Source organism: Nonlabens dokdonensis DSW-6 (assembly GCF_000332115.1).
GTDB lineage: Bacteria > Bacteroidota > Bacteroidia > Flavobacteriales > Flavobacteriaceae > Nonlabens > Nonlabens dokdonensis.
The window spans coordinates 3,782,569-3,800,613 of record NC_020156.1; the positions used below are offsets into that span (position 1 = coordinate 3,782,569).

Below are 18,045 nucleotides of genomic sequence, written 5' to 3' on the forward strand. Positions count from 1 at the left end.
CGTTACTTACTACTTCCCAGCGACTGGACTGATAATTTGCACGTTTTGAAAAGCGATTGCTCCTTTAATCACGCCAGTAATAACAGCATGTAACGCATCAATTATTTGCATTTTAAGCTCGCTTTTATGGTATATCAAACTTATCTCTCTGGCAGGAGATGGATCTTCAAAGAACCTAAGATTTTCCTTTTTATGCTCTGATAAGTCCATGGTATTGAGATAAGGTAATAAAGTCATACCTAGTCCTTCATCGGCAAGTTTAATTAAGGTTTCAAAACTACCGCTCTCTAACATGAAACGTTCACTTTCTGTATCACGAGTATTGCGACATAAATTTAAAATACTGTCCTTAAAACAATGTCCATCTTCTAATAGTAAAAGATCATCTACGTTGATATCGTCTACTTTTATTTTAGATTTAGGTTTTCCAGATAATCTTGGATTATAAGCTACAAACGGCTCGTAATACAACGCGCGCTCTTTAATCAAATCATGTTTTAAAGGAGTGGCAGCAATCGCAGCATCTATACTACCGTCTTGTAAACCATCAATTATATTTTCAGTGGTTAATTCTTCTATTCGTAGTTTTACTTTTGGATATTTATTGACAAAATTTGCTAGGAACATCGGCAATAAAGTAGGCATTACCGTTGGGATTACTCCTATTTTAAACTCACCACCTATAAAGCCTTTTTCTTGATCTACTATATCCTGAATACGATCGCTCTCATTAACAATATTACGAGCTTGATTTACGATTTTTTTACCAGTATCTGTCAGTTCGATAGGTTTTTTACTTCTGTCAAAGATCTGCACATCCAGTTCATCTTCCAGCTTTTGAATTTGCATACTTAACGTAGGTTGCGTTACAAAAACTTTATCTGCTGCTTTAGTAAAATTTTGATATTGAGCAACAGCAAGAACATATTTTAACTGAGTAATTGTCATTATAGATATTTTCTACAAAAATAAAAAACACTATTCGCAAAATTGATGATGAAGCAGTTTATTTTGATTTAAATAACAGTCCGTATGTAGGACAATTATCCAGTTTTCTATAAAAAATATATGTGCATTCTACAAAATATGACTTTTCACTCTGTAAAAATTATCAGGCTTTTAAATTGTTTATCAAAAGATAAAATTACCGCTCTTTGAATGAAATTATTATGAACATTTAACGACTTAAAAATGGTAAATGCTTGTTATAAAAATTGATTCTTAAAGACATGGAATTCCTAATATTAATATGGAATATACGTTCTTAAAATCTTTCAATCATGTCTTGGAACTTATCTTTGTAGTAAGCTTTTATTCCGCTTTCGCGAAAGCGGAAACTTTAATAATAATTAAAAAATAAACGACTATGTTTAACGATTTATCTAAGGGTCTGGCAATAATTTCTGGCTTAATATTAACCATGATTCTCGTCATATTTGGTGCTGCATTTTTTGTTGCCCAAGAACAACAAAAGTATACTATTCAAGCGCCACAAGAACCTATCGAAGTGAAACCTCCAGTAGTGCTTACAGAACAACAAGAACTAGGAGAATCCCTTTTCAAAACAAATTGTGCTTCTTGTCATAAAAGATATAAAAAAGCCGTGGGACCTGCCTTGTATGGTGTAACGGAGCGTCGTGATCAAGAATGGTTGTATAAATGGATAGTGAATAGTTCGCAACTTATTCAATCTGGAGATGCGCAAGCAGTTGCCATATACAATGAGTACAATCAGTCTAACATGAATGCCTTCCCGCAATTATCAAATGATGATATAGATGCCATTTTATCTTGGGTAGAGATTCCTAAATAATTAACAAGACATTACAAACGCAATGCAAGGTTAATTGTAAATTTATCCTCTAATTAAAAATTAAATTCATGGCAACGATCACAATTGGAGGAAACGAAATTTCAACTAGTGGACAACTTCCAGAAGTAGGAACCCAAGCACCAGACTTTAAACTCAAAAAAGCCGACCTTTCTGAAGCTTCTCTTAACGACTATAGTGGTAAACGTGTTATCTTAAATATCTTTCCTAGTATAGATACAGATGTATGCGCTACATCAGTACGTAATTTTAATAAACGTGCAACAGAACTTGATAATACTGCTGTATTATGTATATCTAGAGATACTCCATTTGCTCAAAAACGATTTGCAAACGATGAAGAAATAGAGAACGTAGAGAATTTAAGCGATGTGATAGATGGTTCTTTTGGTGAAAAATATGGTTTAACCATGACATCAGGACCTCTTGCCGGTTTTCACTCTAGAGCTGTAATTGTTCTCGACGAACAAGGAAAAGTGATGTACAACGAGCAAGTTCCAGAAATTGCAGACGAACCTAATTACCTAGAAGCTCTTAAATCGCTTTTATAATTGGGATTTATTAAATTCATTACAGGCAGGATTAAGGCTATGGGATATGCCACAAAAGGCGCGATCATTCTACTTAAAACCGAACCTAGCATACAAGTACAAGCCGCAATAGCGGTAATTATGACTATTGCTGGCTTTTATTTTAATATTACTAGTACAGAATGGATCGCCCAAACCTTTTGTATAGGTCTCGTCATGGGACTAGAAGGAATGAATACGACCGCAGAGGCTATTGCAGATTTTATCCATCCTGATTTTCATGAAAAAATAGGACACATAAAAGATATCGCTGCTGGTGCTGTCGTGATTACTGCTATTGCTGCGGCTGTCGTTGGGTTTATTATTTATACGCCTTATGTCGTGGCACTTTTTGAGTGAATAAAATAGAGAGCATATTTCATTTCATTTATAAGTTAACTAATAACTCACAACTACTTCTTTAAATGCCATGCAATATTCTTATTTTTGCTCGTTCACTATAGTTCATGGCGCGTAAAAAATCTACAACCAAAAAATCTACAGCAAAGACTAAAAAACCTTTGCAAATCCCTAGCTTTAAACTCAATAGATTACAACAAGTAATTCTAGGTAGTGCGCTCATGGTTTTCAGCCTATTATTGTTGTTCTCCTTTACTTCCTTTTTATTTACTGGAGCTCAAGACCAGAGTATCATTGAAGAATTGGGCGGCCGCAGCGTAGTAACTCAAAACTGGATCAGCCAGCTGGGTGCATGGTTAGGACACGTATTTATTTATAAAGGATTTGGTATTCCCGCATTTTCTATAGCGATTATGACTTTTATCTCTGGAATTTATTTATTTGCCAGTGGTGATGATGCGTTCTCGCTTTCGCGAAAGCGGATTTCTAACCTATGGTTTTGGGGATTGCTATTAATGTTGTGGTTTTCTGTCACTCTAGGATTTTTTCATAAATCTAATGCCTTGTTAGGCGGAAAAGTGGGCTATGAATTGAATGATTTCCTGCAAGATTATTTAGGTCTTATAGGTGCTGTTTTAGTCATGGTTTTCATTGCGATCGTTTATCTCGTATTGAGATTAAAACTAACTCCTGAAATTATCAGTGCCTATTTTTCTAAGAAAGCAGGAGAAGTAAAAGAAGAATTTGACGGAATTGCATCTACCGACGAAGAGAGTGAATGGGAGAAAGCTACTGTAGAAGGCAGCTCGCTAGAAGATGAAACTGTAACAGAAGAACCTATTAACCTTTCTGGAAATGATATGGAGGTTACTGTTCCTGAAGAAGAAATTATTCCAGAACCGGTTTTAAAGAAAACGGTCGCGCCTAAAGATGAGGACGACATAGGAATGGATATCGAGCCTACTCAAGAGGAAGAAGAAGTGGATAATAAAGCTTCTAAGCTTGTGGAGGATTTTGGCGAATTTGATCCTACTTTAGAGCTGAGCAATTTTCAATTTCCACCTATTGATCTATTGAAGGATTACACCAAAGGGAAAACCATCACGATCAATGAAGAAGAGCTGCAAGCTAATAAAGATCGTATTGTTGAAACACTCAAGAATTACAAAATTGGGATCGCAAAAATCAGTGCTACCATAGGACCTACGGTAACACTTTATGAAATTGTACCTGAGGCAGGAATACGTATTTCAAAAATCAAAAATCTAGAAGACGATATCGCCTTATCGCTTGCTGCGCTGGGAATACGTATCATCGCTCCTATTCCAGGAAAAGGAACTATAGGAATTGAGGTGCCTAATCAAAATCCGTCCATAGTATCTATGCGATCGGTTATTGCATCGCCTAAGTTTCAAAATGCAGAGATGGAACTTCCTATCGCATTTGGTAAAAATATCTCTAATGAAACCTTTGTAGTAGACCTTGCCAAAATGCCTCACCTACTTATGGCTGGTGCGACTGGACAAGGTAAATCTGTAGGATTGAATGCGATTCTTACTTCGCTACTTTATTCCAAGCATCCAGCAGAAGTAAAGTTTGTTTTGGTAGATCCTAAAAAGGTAGAATTGACCTTATTTAATAAAATAGAGCGTCATTACCTAGCTAAATTACCTGATAGTGAAGAAGCGATCATTACTGACAACTCTAAGGTAATCAACACCTTGAACAGTCTTTGTATTGAGATGGATCAACGTTACGATATCCTGAAAGACGCGATGTGTCGTAACTTAAAAGAATACAACGCAAAGTTTAAAGCACGCAAACTGAATCCAGCAAATGGTCATAAATTCTTACCGTACATCGTACTGGTAGTAGATGAGTTTGCCGACTTGATCATGACCGCTGGAAAAGAGGTAGAAACACCTATTGCTAGACTTGCCCAACTGGCTCGTGCGATAGGAATTCATTTAATAATAGCAACTCAAAGACCATCGGTAAACGTAATTACTGGTATGATCAAGGCTAACTTCCCTGCAAGAATCTCCTTTAGAGTAATGCAAAAGGTAGACTCGCGCACCATTCTAGATAGTGGTGGCGCAGACCAGTTGATAGGTCGTGGAGACATGTTATACACCGCAGGAAACGAGTTGATACGTATTCAGTGTGCATTTGTGGACACTCCAGAGGTTGAAAAAATCACCGATTTCATAGGCGGTCAGAAGGCATATCCAGACGCACATTTACTGCCAGAATATGTAGGTGAAGATGGTGGCACAAGTCTTGATAATAATATAGACGATAGAGATGCAAAATTTAAAGAAGCTGCAGAAATTATTGTTGTGGCTCAACAAGGAAGTGCCTCGCTTTTACAACGTAAATTAAAGTTGGGATACAATCGTGCCGGCCGTATTATCGATCAACTGGAGGCTGCAGGTATTGTAGGCGGCTTTGAAGGTAGTAAGGCGCGACAAGTTTTAATTCCAGATTTAGCTTCTCTAGAAGTGTTTTTAAATGAAGAAAGTAATAAATAAAAAATGAACATGAAAAATTATTTCCTATCTGTTTTTATGATTTTCGCTTTCGCGAAAGCGGTAACGGCACAAGATGCTAAGGCAGATAAATTGCTTAATGAAGTAGCTGAAAAATTTAAGTCTTATGATAATGTCTCTTTTGACTATAAATTAAACATCAAAAATCCAAAGACAGGAACAGATCGAGATATGCAAGGAGATGCAAAAATGTCTGGAGAAAAATACAATGTCAATTTTGAAGGCACCAATTTAATTTTTGACGGGAAAAAGCAATATGCTATAGATAAGGCAAATGAACAAGTAGATATTTCTAAAGTAAGTAAGGATGATGATCAAGCGATCACTCCTTCTAACATACTAACCTTTTATGAAAAAGGATACATTAAAACATGGGATATTTTACAAAATGAAGGTGGTAGAAAAATCCAATTTGTAAAATTAACTCCCATAAAATCAGATTCTGAATATAAAAACGTTCTTTTAGGAATAGATGTTAATACAAAACATATTTATAAGGCAATCATCACAGACACTTCTGGAAATGTTGTGACGTTTTTTATGAAGTCTCTTAAAACTAATGAACCATTACCTAAAAATTCATTTACCTACGATCCTTCTAAATACAAGAATTGGACAATCCAAGAAATGAATTAAGCGTTAAAAAGGAATATACTTAGTTCTTAGCCTACAATTTGAAAATATTAGATCGATACATATTAAGCCAATACATAAAGACGTTTTTAAGCGTCTTTATTGTATTAATGTTTATTCTTATTCTACAAGCGATATGGTTATACATAAAAGAGCTGGCTGGTAAAGATCTAGATGTTGTTACCATAGTTAAATTTTTATACTACTCTACTCCTGTTGCTGTTCCTATTGCATTGCCGCTAAGTGTACTTCTGGCTGCCATTTTAGTTTTTGGGAATATGGCTGAGAATTATGAGTTTGCTGCCATGAAGTCTAATGGAATTTCTTTGCAAAGAGCTATGAGGTCTCTCACTATTGTAATCTTAGGAATAGGAATAACGTCCTTTTTATTTGCGAACTCTGTAATACCTTGGGGACATTTAAAACAACGTAATTTAAGGGGAAACATCGCAAAAATGAAGCCTGCGATGGCTATAGGAAAAGGTACCTTCAATCAATTAGGAGATATCAATATTAAAGTAGCCGACAAGTCTGGTGAGAACGGTAAATTTCTTACCGACGTTATAATCCATAAAAAGAATCCTAATAAAAATGGAAATTACACGGTCATCAAAAGTAAACGAGGTGAGTTAAAAAGTTCCCTGAAGTCTAACGTAATCCAGTTAGTCTTAGAAGAAGGTAACTATTACGAAGACTTATATTTATTGCAACCTAGAAAAGCAAGAACTTCTCCTTTTGTAAAGAGCTATTTTGATACCTACACGCTTAACATAGATGTTTCTAAATTGAATCAAGTAGACGTAGATGAAGAGTCTGTTACTGATAATCATAGGATGCTTAAAATTAATGAGCTGTACAATCGTATAGATACGTTCTCATTAGCGCTTTCTAACAACTATAAAATTTATCGTAATAATCAACACAATGCTTGGGCTCCAAAGGCATTAGACAATAGAGTAGAATTGGATACTATTAAAGAGAATCCAGAAGATTTCCTAGCCTCTTTAGATATTTATAATCAGCGTAGAGCATTAGAAGTGGCTCTTTCAAAAATGCGCAGTCAGCGAGCAGCTGTTCAAAATCGTGAGGCACAACTTAAAGGTGAAGCCTCTAGACTTGCCAAACATGAAATTGAGATTCATAAAAAATATGTTTTGGGAGTCGCTTGTATTATACTTTTCTTCATAGGCGCGCCATTAGGTGCTATTATAAAAAAAGGAGGAATGGGTTTACCTCTTGTGGTTGCTACATTATTCTTTTTGACCTATCACTTTATAGGAATCTTTGCAGAAAAGGCCGCAACAGAAGGTGCTTTTCCAGCCTGGTTAGGTGCATGGATGAGTACGTTTATCATTTTTCCTATAGGTATTTATCTTACCTATAGAGCAACTACTGATCAAGGAATTTTTAGTAGTTAAAGCTTTAATTACTCTATTCCAAAACCTTTAAAATTAGACTAAAATATCGGAGTGGCTGCGCTTAATCCGTATCTTTGTAATTAAAGCATTTACTATATGATTACTCAAGAAAAAACTTCGACAAAAATTAAATTAGATCGAATTGAGGACGCTATTGAAGATATTAAAAATGGTAAAGTAATCATTGTAGTAGATGATGAAAACCGCGAGAACGAAGGTGATTTTCTTGCTAGTGCACAATCTGCAACTCCAGAGATGATCAATTTTATGGCCACACATGGTCGCGGTTTAATTTGTGCACCGCTCACTCAATCAAGGGCTAAAGAATTAGAACTAGCCATGATGGTTAACAATAATTCAGATCCGATGGAGACTGCTTTTACCGTTTCTATAGACTTGAGAGGACATGGAGTGACCACTGGAATTAGTGCTAGTGATAGAGCTAAAACTATCAAAGCCATGATCCATCCAGATACGCAACCACATGATTTTAGTAAACCTGGACATATTTTCCCGCTTAAGGCTAAAGATGGTGGTGTATTACGTAGAACTGGTCATACTGAAGCTGCTATAGACTTCGCAAGATTAGCTGGTCATGAGCCTGCAGGAGTAATCGTTGAGATTATGAATGAGGATGGGACAATGGCAAGGCTTCCTCAACTTATGGAAGTGGCAAAACAACACGATTTGAAACTAGTTTCTATTGAAGATCTAGTAGCTTATCGTATGAAAAACGATAGCCTTATTGTAAAGAAAGAAGATTTCAAGCTCAAAACACGTTTTGGCAGTTATCGTTTACGCGCTTATCAACAAACGACTAATAATCAGATTCACATTGCGCTTACCTTAGGAGATTGGAATCAACAAGAAACGGTTCTTACTCGTATGAATTCTACTCAAGTAAATAACGACCTCTTCTCTACCCTAACTAGTAATGCTGATAGAAAAATAGACGCGATGTTTGACCTTCTTAATAAAGAAGGAAAAGGCGCCATCGTTTTTATTAATCAGCAGTTTGAACCAGAAAACATGCTTGGTAGGCTTGAACAACTTAAAGACCTTCAAGAAAATGGTGTGGTGAAGGCGCCAAGACGCAATCTAGATAATAAGGATTATGGTATAGGTGCTCAAATTCTACATGATTTGAACATCACTAAGCTTAAATTAATGACCAATTCAGAGCAAAGTAAGCGCATAGGAATGATAGGCTATGGTCTTGAAATCGTAGAAACTATTTCTTATTAATAAAGTGATCTCGCTTTCGCGAAAGCGGAACTTCCATTATGACATTTAAAAAAATTACAGAGCAAGATTCTCGTTACAATGATTTAGAAAAAATGACTTCTAAAGAACTGTTAGAGAATATTAATAAAGAGGATCAAACGGTAGCTGTTGCTGTAGAGAAAGTACTTCCTGCAATAGAACAACTGGTGACTGTGATAGTTGATAAAATGAAATCTGGTGGTCGTTTATTTTATATTGGCGCTGGAACTAGTGGAAGATTAGGGATCCTAGACGCTAGTGAATGTCCACCTACTTTTGGTGTGAGTGATGATAAAATAATAGGTATCATCGCTGGTGGAGATATTGCGATAAGAAAAGCTGTTGAAAATGCAGAGGATGATGCAAACCAAGCTTTTAAAGACCTTAAAAAACACCAAATAACTTCTAAGGATGTCGTGATAGGAATCGCTGCAAGTGGTACTACTCCATACGTCATAGGCGGATTAAAAACCTGTAATGACAATGGTATCGCTACAGGATGTATAACTTGTAATCCAGAGAGTCAACTAGATATAGTAGCTGCTTATCCTGTTGCAGTCGTAGTAGGACCAGAATTTGTGACAGGCAGCAGCCGCATGAAGGCTGGTACTGCTCAAAAAATGATTCTCAACATGATAAGTACAAGTGTTATGATTCAATTAGGTCATGTGAAGGATAATAAAATGGTAGATATGCAGTTAAGTAATGACAAGCTAGTCGACCGTGGTACTCGCATGATTATGGAAGCTACTGGAACTGATTACGAAATTGCTAAACGCTTATTAATGGATCATGGTAGCGTTAGAAATGCTATTTTAAATTATGGAATTTGCTAATTATGGAACAAAAATCAACAGATCGTGATGTATTAGTAAAAGGAATTCAAAGACTTGCGATAAGTGTTTTGTTCTTGTTTGCAGGTCCTATTTTGATTTATATAGGAGCCGGATCTGATCATCCTATCATATTTTTAATGCCTGGAATTGCTTTTGCCATATTAGCAGTGGTATTCATTTTTCAAGGAATCAATTTGATTCTAGATTCTATGTTTAAATCTAACAAAACCAGATAATGAATAAATTATTTCTCCTTTTTTTACTAATTGTGGCTAGTTGTAAAACTCCTACGTCCAATGATAAGGAAACTAAAACCACATCTAATATTGATGAAGCAGCAACAGCGATTACCTTAAAAGGAACTGTTTCTAACCATAATGGTATGGCTGGCGATATCAATATTATGGGATATTTTGTTCAACCTGAATTCTACGGAGCGCTGAATCAAGATGGAAGTTTTGAAATTAGATTGCCAGAAGATTTTGATAAAATCACTACAAAGGCTTTTAATACTTATAACTCCTCTGATGTGGCAGATTATCAATTAAATTATAACACAGCGCTGGAAAGTTTTCCTAACGCTGCAAATGTATCGTTTAGTGGAAAAGAATCAAGACTTGCCTATGTAGGTAAATACTATAGATTTGAGGTCAATACTGGAGATAGGAGTGCTTATTTGTATCCAGCTTCAAGTGAGAATTTTGTAAAATATGTAGTAGGTACTAAAGATGCTGTACCAGAAACTGGATTCAATTATTATTACATCTATGCAAAAGAGCCATTCTCTATAGATGGAAACACCACTTATGATAACCTTTTTGAAGATGGCACAGAAGAAGTCTATACCAGAACTGATCATTATGATTTAAACATTAAAAAAGGATGGAATTTACTGCGGTATGAAATCAATCAATTAGAAGAAAGTAGTTCAGGTACTCAAGAAATTGCAGAAACGACCGTTTCTAATGCAGAACTCAATAGTATCCCAGAATCTTGGTTTATGAGTGCTCTTTAACATGGGCTTTAAACTGCTCTATTTAACTTATCAAAATTTAATATTTGAAATATAAACTTTTCATTTTTTCATTTCTCTTTACCTGTTTGGCTTTTAGTCAAAATCAGGTACAAGATTCATTGATTCAAATTACTGCTGGATTTCAGCAAATAAATGAGGATGAATTTCCTGATGCTATTATTTATTCTGGTACCAGCAGTAAGCAAGTTTATGTGCAACATAAAGGAATCAAAATGTGGTGTGATAATGCGGTTTTTTATCGAAATGAAAATTTTGTTAGGACTTTTGGTAATGTGCGCATGAATCAAGGCGATACGATAAGAATGAGTTCTAAATATGCGGAGTACAACGGTAAAACAAAATTTGCTTTTGCCAGTGGTAACGTAGATATGAAGAATCCGAGTACGACACTTAAAACCGATTCCTTGTTCTTCGATCGAGTAAAACAACAAGCTTATTACAGAAGTGGCGGAACAGTACAAGACACAGCAAGTACTCTTAAAAGCCGAATAGGACGCTACTTTATGGCAGAAAAACGCTATCAATTTCTAGATAAGGTTACCGTTACAAATCCGGAATATACCATTGACAGCGACCACCTAAATTTTTACACAGAGAATGGACATGCCTATTTATATGGTCCGTCAACAATCAAGAGCGAGACCAGTACAGTCTACTGTGAACGTGGATTTTATGACACTAGAGCAGATGAAGGCTATTTTATTAAAAATTCAAGAATTGATTATAACAATAGAACTGTAACTGGAGATAGCTTGTATTTTAATCGAGGTAATTCATTTGCAAGCGCAACAAATAATATCATTGTCACTGACACGATCAATAAATCCATAATAAAAGGACATTACGCAGAAGTCTATCGGGCAAAAGATTCTGTTTTTATCAATAAAAGAGCTGTTGCCATATCGATACAAGATCAAGATAGCGTCTATATTCATGCAGATAAGTTAATGGTTACTGGTCCTGAAGATGATAGAATCGTGAGAGGTTTTTATGATGTACGACTATATAAAAGTGATTTAAGCGGCAAATGTGATTCTATTTATACTAGACAAAGTACAGGACTTACTAAAATGATTACCCAACCTATTCTATGGAGTGGTAAAAGTCAAATGACCGGTGATAGCATTCATATTCAAAGTAATGTAGAAACTGAAAAACTAGACAGTCTGCATGTATTCTATAATGCATTTATTGTAGATCAAGATACAAGCGGCGGATTCAATCAAATAAAAGGTAAAGAACTGATAGGAAAATTCGATGATGCTAATCAGTTAGAAATAGTAAACATCAATAAAAACGTAGAAAATTTAATCTACTCTCGTAACGATGCTCAAGAATTAGTAGGTATTAATAAAGGAACTAGTGGTAGAATGGAAATTTTATTTGAAGATAAAGAAATGAGCATCATTACTAATTTAGATAACCCAGATGACGTTACTTATCCTCCGGATGAATTGCCAGAAAATGCTCGAAGATTAAGAGGAATGGTCTGGCGTGGTGATGAAATGATTTTAACTAAAGAAGATTTATTTAAAGGAAAGCCTATTCCAGTATTAACGCCTATAAAAGGAATACCTTTGCCTAAATTAGAAGATGATTTCTTTGATAAGAAAGCAAGTGAGAATGTCAATAAAAACTCTAGATTAAAAAAAGCAGACTTTAAAACTAGAACAAACGATATTCCTAAAACGACAAGCAAAGCAAAAGATGACAAAGAGTGATTTCTACCATTATCAAGCGCAAACCACGCCATTTGCGCCAGGCTTAGAAATAGAAAGCGCATCTGGGAATTATATAGTTGATACAGCTGGAAATAAATACCTCGATATGGTAGCTGGCGTGAGTGCATTGCCATTAGGCCATTGTCATCCAGCAGTCACAAAAGCCATTAAAGATCAAGTAGATCAATACATGCACGTCATGGTTTACGGCGAGTACACGCAACAACCTGCCGTAGAGCTATGTAAAAAGTTAGCCTCACTCCTGCCCGATCCTTTAGAAACCACCTATCTAGTTAATAGTGGTACAGAAGCGATGGAAGCCGCTATCAAACTTGCAAGAAGAGTTACTGGAGCTACAGAAATCATAGCCATGAATAAATCCTATCACGGCAATACTATGGGATCACTTAGTTTAATGAATTATGAAGAGCGCAAGGCACCTTTTAGACCATTATTACCCAGTATATCACATATAAAATTCAATTGCCTTCAAGACTTAAGATTGATTACCGAAAAGACCGCTGGAGTAGTGATCGAAAGCATTCAAGGTGGTGCCGGATTTATAGTACCCAGAAAACAATGGATGCAAGAATTAAGAAAACGATGTACTCAAACTAACACGTTATTGATCGTAGATGAGATTCAGCCTGGAATAGGCCGCACGGGAACCATGTTTTATTTTACCCAACATGATATTATTCCAGACATGGTGATTACTGGTAAAGGCCTAGCTGGCGGCATGCCTATAGGAGCATTAACTACCAGTAAAGAACATATGAGCCGCTTCAAAGAAGAACCCATGCTAGGTCATATCACGACTTTTGGTGGTCATCCTGTAATAGCAGCTGCAGCCTTAGCAACACTTATAGAAATTGAAGAAGGCAAGTACATGGATAAGATGTTAGAAAAAGAGTTACGCTTTCGCGAAAGCTTACAACACAAAAACATCAAAGAAATAAGAGGTAAAGGTCTCATGCTAGCAGCTATTCTAACAGATGATAGATTTACAGCACAAATTGTTGAAGAGTGCCGAAATCGAGGTGTGATTTTTTTCCTTCTTTTATTTGAAAAAAGAGCCATTAGAATTACGCCACCTTATACCATAACCGATTCTGAAATTGATCACGCCTGTAAAATATTACTTGAAGTAATTGATATTTTCTACTTAAACTTATCCAAAGGACACCTGTTTATAAGTTGTTGACAAGAGATTTGCTGAATTTGCCAATCCCTTGACAAAAAAAAAGAACTTAGTAAAACAAGAATTTTTAATATTCTATGTATGCAATTTGATTTAAATAATGATGGAGAATTGAGTATTCAAAAATTTGAACTCATGTTAAAATCTAACGAGGTAGGATTCTTTGATAGCGATGAATTTGATCAAATAATTGAGCACTATCTTGATGAAGGAAAAATAGCGCTGGCTCGCAAAGCCATAGGTTTAGGTATTTCTCAACATCCTACATCGGTTAATTTAAAATTGTACCGTGCAGAGATGTTTATATTTGATAATCAGTTTGATGAGGCAGAAAATGTACTCAATGAATTGTTTGAAATAGAACCTAATAATGCCGAAATTTATATTCAGAAAGCTAATATATTTTCTAAAACTGACAGACACAGCAAATCTATCGAATTGCTCAAAAAAGCATTAGACCTTACTCACGACCAAGCAGATGTTTACAATCTTATAGGAATGGAGTTTCTCTTTATAGAAGATTACTCTAATGCTAAGGTTAATTTTATGAAATGTCTAGAGTTAGATGATTCAGATTATTCGGCTCTTTATAATATTATTTACTGCTTTGATTTCTTAAACGAGCATGAGCGAGCTGTAGACTATTTGAATTTGTTTCTGGATAGAAACCCTTATAGTGAGGTTGCCTGGCATCAAGTCGGTAAGCAGTATTTTGACTTGAAAATGTACGAGAAATCATTAGCTGCTTTTGAATTTGCTATAATTTCAGACGATCATTTTGTAGGTGCCTATTTAGAGAAAGGTAAAGTTCTTGAAAAGTTAGGGAGATATAATGAAGCCATAGAAAATTATCAAATTACATTAAAGTTAGATGACCCAACTTCTTTTGCATATTTAAGGCTTGGTAAATGTTTTGAGAAATTAGGCCTTGATGAAAATGCTGTCAAATACTTTAAACAATGTGTTAAAGAAGATCCTTTGCTCGATAAAGGCTGGCTTTCTATAGTTAATTATTATACGAAAAGGTTAGATTTTCAAAACGCCCTATCTTACATTGAAAAAGCAACTGAAATTGATGCTGATAATGCCTTGTACTGGAAAAAATATGCATCAATAAATAAGAGGTTAAATTTTATTGAAGAAGCTGAATATGGTTATCGTAGAGCTATAGAATTAGGTAATTATGAATTATCGACATGGATCAATAGATGTGATATTCTCATTCAATTAGGAGAAATAGAACCGGCGATTTTAAATGTAGAAAATGGATTAGAATTTTATCCTCAAGAAGTCGAGCTAGAGTATCGTTTAGCTGGTCTCCATCTCAAAAGAGGGGAATTAATTAAGGGTAAGTTTCACCTGCAAAACGCCTTAAAAAGAGATTCAGAATATATTATTATTCTAGAAGAAATATTTCCTGCCGAATATCGGCTTAAAGATGTACAAGACCTTTTAAAAAGATAATTTATGTTTTTCTTTAGTAAATCAGTTTATTTAATTGATTTCTTAGACGGTATAACTGATATACATAATCATATACTTCCTGGAATTGACGATGGATCTCCTGATATAGATACCACTCTAGACATGATTAGAGCAATGAAATCCTTAGGTTTAAAAAATTGTATCGCCACACCACATACAATGGAAGATTATTACGGTAATGATCAAAGTAAAATCAAATTAGTTTTTAATAATACGATAAGTGAATTAGAAGCAACAGATGGTAGAGGTTTTATTGTTTCTACTGCCTCAGAGTATATGATGGACAGCAAGCTTGAACAAATTGTAGAAAACAATGATTACCTATGTATTCACAAGAACTATCTTCTAACTGAGCTTTCCTACTTTCAACGCCCTGATAATCTAGAAGAATTAGTTTTTAAAATGTGCCAGAAAGGTCTTGTTCCCATATTAGCGCACCCTGAAAGGTATCGTTATATAAAGTCAGTCGATTCATTTCAAGACTTAAAAAGTAGAGGCTTTGAATTACAACTCAATCTTCTTTCTTTATCAAAACATTACGGAGAACAAGCTTTTCAAAAGTCAAAACTCCTACTTGAAAATGGGATGTACGATTGCTTAGGAACAGATGCTCATAAAGTCTTGCATCTAGAAAAAATTAAAGAAATTAAAATAAAAGAAAAGCTTACACCGCAAATAAAAAAGCTTGTGGAAAACCACAAGCTTCGATTTAGTATATAGTTCTCAAATAGAACCAAATAATATTATCTGAAGAAGGATTTTATTTTAGTCAATAAATTTTTCTTATCCTCACCGTATACATAACCATATTTATTACCATAACCAAAATTAGCTAATTTCACATTATTAACTATTACGGCTACATTTTTCAATTTACCAGCTTTTATTGTATCTGAAACAAAGTCAAGTAATGATTTGTCAGTGTAACTAGCTCTTGTGACATAGGCCGTAACATCAGCATATTTATTAATCAATAACGTATCAGTAACTAAAATTGTAGGAGCGCTATCAATAACAACTAGATCGTAATTAGATTTTGCCTTATCAAACAACTCCTTAGTTCTATCTTGCATCCAAAGTTCGGCAGGATTAGGAGGAATAGCACCAGATAATAAAATATCTAAATTATCATTTTTTGAGGAATGAATTACTAGATCATTAAGAGTTAAATCATTATTTACCAAATATTCAGTTACTCCTTTAGTTCTTTTAGATGCGTTACTAGAAGAATATCTGTGTAGCTGAGGGTTTCTGATATCACCACCTATTAATAACACTTTCTTTCCAGAAAAAGCAAATGTATTTGCAATATTATAGGAAACCAAGGTTTTACCTTCACCTTTCACCGTAGATGTGACTAAAACAATTTTTGTTTCATTACGTTTTATAGCATTCAACTTATATTGTAAGTTAGTACGAATTATTCTAAAAGACTCAGCCAAAACTGAACGGTCATTGACAGTAATAAAATCAACCGTGTCCCTATCTAGCTTGGGTACTTCTCCAAGAATATTTACAGTTGGAAGCTGTTTTTCGATGTCTTTTCTTGACTCTATTTTATTATAAAAAATCGAACGTACATAAAGAAAAGTAACTGGAACTAGAACTCCTGCAATTAACATCGCTAAATAAACAATTTTTCGTTTTGGCGAAACAGGATTTTTAGCAGCTAACGCATAATCAACAATTTTTGCTTTGGGTGCGGTTACGGCAAGAGAAATTGCGGTGGTTTCCTTTTTTTCGTTTAATAACAAATAAATTGCTTCAATGACTAATCGATCTCTTTCTATATCACGATTTACACGTTCGTTTCCTGGAATATTTGAAATTTTGCTTGAAACATTATTTAATTCCTTTTCTAAGCTATTTTTTTTGGTGTTAATTGAAAAGATTACATTATCTAGAGATATTAGTATCGCCTCTTTTAGACTTTCTATTTGATTTAAAAGATTTTTTAATATTGGATTATCTTCACTAGAATTTTTCCTGAATTTCAAATACTCTTGAACTAAAAGGTTGTAGCTAGCACTACTCGCTTGAATATCGAAATCGTTCAATCCTACATTCTCTGGAATTAATTCTATTTGACTACGTTCAAGCCTTTTTTTAAGGCTTTCGGCAATATTTAACTGTGTCTCAGCTACAATTACCTCTCTACTTATCCCTAACTTAGATGTTAAATTAATTTCAGACTCTGCGATTAAATCAGTTAAATTTTCTGAGGTCTTAAAATTTTGAATACCTCGTTCTAAACTATCTAAATCCTTACGAACAGATGATAATCTCTCCTCAATAAATTGAGCTGTATTTTGGGCAACTTCATTTTTGTCTTTAATAGCATCCTGATTAAAAACTTTTATTAAATTATTTAGTATGTCTTGCGCTCTGAGTTTGAACTGATCTTTCAGTCGTAGTTCAAGGACACTACCTCTTCTATCTGACTTTTTAATATTTAGATTGTTTTTAATAGATTCAGTAGTCTCTCTAACAGGATTTATATTTATGAATAATTCGCTCCAATCTTTATTAGCGTTTTTCTCTCCATTATTAAATGGATTAGTTGAACCTATATTATTTGGTAGAACTAATAAATCAATATTTTGAAAAGAAAATCCTTTCCCATAAGTTTGAACGCCAATTTCTTTATCATTCAAATCATATAGTTTAAATTTCTCATCACCTATATTTTCAATTTTCATACCTATACTTTCAGGTAAAAAATAATCAATAGAATCATTTAATATTGTCAATTTGATAGGATTGTCTCTATAAAGTTGACCAGATTTAATATTCCCTTCGACAGAATAAGAAATATTTAAATCTAGCTGGTCTACAACCACATTTATTAATTTGTTAGACCTTAGTACTTCAATCTCGTTTTCTACCGTATTAAAAGAACTTCCTAAAACATCAATATCTCCTAAAGCCGCTAGTTCTGAGAACCCACCACCACCTTGCGTGTCTTTAATTAAAATTGTGGCCGTTGCTTCATATTGATTTGTCGCATACCTAAGATAAATAAAGCCTGCAATAAGAAATAAAACTATGCTAGTTATAAACCAAGGCCAATACCTCAAATATTGATTCAATTGTTCTGACAGAGGAGATGGTTGATCTGTTTCCATATTATTAGTACTCATAAA

16 protein-coding genes are annotated in these 18,045 nt (G+C 34.6%); 14 read left to right on the forward strand and 2 right to left on the reverse strand.

Annotated elements, in window-relative coordinates; all coding sequences use genetic code 11:
* Positions 1 to 9 precede the first annotated feature (9 nt).
* A complete protein-coding gene (locus DDD_RS16635) occupies positions 10 to 948 on the reverse strand; it encodes a hydrogen peroxide-inducible genes activator (protein WP_015364132.1) in 939 nt (312 codons plus the stop codon).
* Positions 949 to 1,366: 418 nt separating this feature from the next.
* On the opposite strand from DDD_RS16635, the gene DDD_RS18380 reads away from it, so the two are divergent.
* From DDD_RS18380 to DDD_RS16705, 14 genes are all read left to right on the forward strand, one after another.
* Positions 1,367 to 1,813 (forward strand): c-type cytochrome, encoded by a 447-nt coding sequence (locus DDD_RS18380; protein ID WP_322785941.1) that lies wholly within the window; start codon positions 1,367 to 1,369, stop codon positions 1,811 to 1,813.
* A 68-nt stretch (positions 1,814 to 1,881) separates the two neighbouring features.
* Positions 1,882 to 2,382 carry a thiol peroxidase gene (tpx, locus tag DDD_RS16645; RefSeq protein WP_015364135.1) on the forward strand — a complete coding sequence of 167 codons (501 nt, stop codon included), beginning with the start codon at positions 1,882 to 1,884 and terminating at the stop codon, positions 2,380 to 2,382.
* Positions 2,383 to 2,760 (forward strand): diacylglycerol kinase, encoded by a 378-nt coding sequence (locus tag DDD_RS16650; RefSeq protein WP_015364136.1) that lies wholly within the window; start codon positions 2,383 to 2,385, stop codon positions 2,758 to 2,760. It abuts the gene before it with no gap.
* A 107-nt stretch (positions 2,761 to 2,867) separates the two neighbouring features.
* Positions 2,868 to 5,291: an FtsK/SpoIIIE family DNA translocase gene (locus DDD_RS16655; protein WP_015364137.1), complete on the forward strand. Its 2,424-nt coding sequence runs from the start codon at positions 2,868 to 2,870 to the stop codon at positions 5,289 to 5,291.
* 9 nt (positions 5,292 to 5,300) lie between these two features.
* The gene (locus DDD_RS16660; protein ID WP_015364138.1) at positions 5,301 to 5,945 is read left to right on the forward strand and encodes a LolA family protein; all 645 of its coding nucleotides are present in this window, start codon (positions 5,301 to 5,303) and stop codon (positions 5,943 to 5,945) included.
* Between the two features lie 38 nt (positions 5,946 to 5,983).
* On the forward strand, positions 5,984 to 7,360 hold the full coding sequence (locus DDD_RS16665; RefSeq protein WP_083892409.1) for an LptF/LptG family permease: 1,377 nt from the start codon (positions 5,984 to 5,986) through the stop codon (positions 7,358 to 7,360).
* Positions 7,361 to 7,456: 96 nt separating this feature from the next.
* Complete coding sequence (gene ribB, locus DDD_RS16670; RefSeq protein WP_015364140.1) at positions 7,457 to 8,605, forward strand: 3,4-dihydroxy-2-butanone-4-phosphate synthase; 1,149 nt, start codon at positions 7,457 to 7,459, stop codon at positions 8,603 to 8,605.
* Positions 8,606 to 8,643: 38 nt separating this feature from the next.
* Positions 8,644 to 9,459 (forward strand): N-acetylmuramic acid 6-phosphate etherase, encoded by an 816-nt coding sequence (gene murQ / locus DDD_RS16675; RefSeq protein ID WP_015364141.1) that lies wholly within the window; start codon positions 8,644 to 8,646, stop codon positions 9,457 to 9,459.
* A gap of 2 nt (positions 9,460 to 9,461) precedes the next feature.
* Positions 9,462 to 9,695: a DUF6095 family protein gene (locus tag DDD_RS16680; RefSeq protein WP_015364142.1), complete on the forward strand. Its 234-nt coding sequence runs from the start codon at positions 9,462 to 9,464 to the stop codon at positions 9,693 to 9,695.
* Positions 9,695 to 10,474, forward strand: coding sequence for a hypothetical protein (locus DDD_RS16685; protein WP_015364143.1), 780 nt, complete (start codon positions 9,695 to 9,697; stop codon positions 10,472 to 10,474). The genes DDD_RS16680 and DDD_RS16685 overlap by 1 nt, the downstream gene beginning before the upstream one ends.
* Positions 10,475 to 10,518: 44 nt before the next feature.
* Complete coding sequence (locus tag DDD_RS16690) at positions 10,519 to 12,216, forward strand: OstA-like protein (protein ID WP_041567243.1); 1,698 nt, start codon at positions 10,519 to 10,521, stop codon at positions 12,214 to 12,216.
* Positions 12,203 to 13,420, forward strand: a complete 1,218-nt coding sequence (locus tag DDD_RS16695) for an aspartate aminotransferase family protein (RefSeq protein WP_015364145.1) — start codon at positions 12,203 to 12,205, stop codon at positions 13,418 to 13,420. The genes DDD_RS16690 and DDD_RS16695 overlap by 14 nt, the downstream gene beginning before the upstream one ends.
* A gap of 78 nt (positions 13,421 to 13,498) precedes the next feature.
* Positions 13,499 to 14,881: a tetratricopeptide repeat protein gene (locus DDD_RS16700; protein ID WP_015364146.1), complete on the forward strand. Its 1,383-nt coding sequence runs from the start codon at positions 13,499 to 13,501 to the stop codon at positions 14,879 to 14,881.
* A gap of 3 nt (positions 14,882 to 14,884) precedes the next feature.
* Entirely contained in the window at positions 14,885 to 15,622 is a 738-nt protein-coding gene (locus tag DDD_RS16705) for a tyrosine-protein phosphatase (protein WP_015364147.1), read from the forward strand.
* Between the two features lie 23 nt (positions 15,623 to 15,645).
* Here the strand turns inward: DDD_RS16705 and DDD_RS16710 are convergent, their stop codons facing one another.
* Positions 15,646 to 18,042 (reverse strand): GumC family protein, encoded by a 2,397-nt coding sequence (locus DDD_RS16710; protein WP_015364148.1) that lies wholly within the window; start codon positions 18,040 to 18,042, stop codon positions 15,646 to 15,648.
* Positions 18,043 to 18,045: the final 3 nt, after the last annotated feature.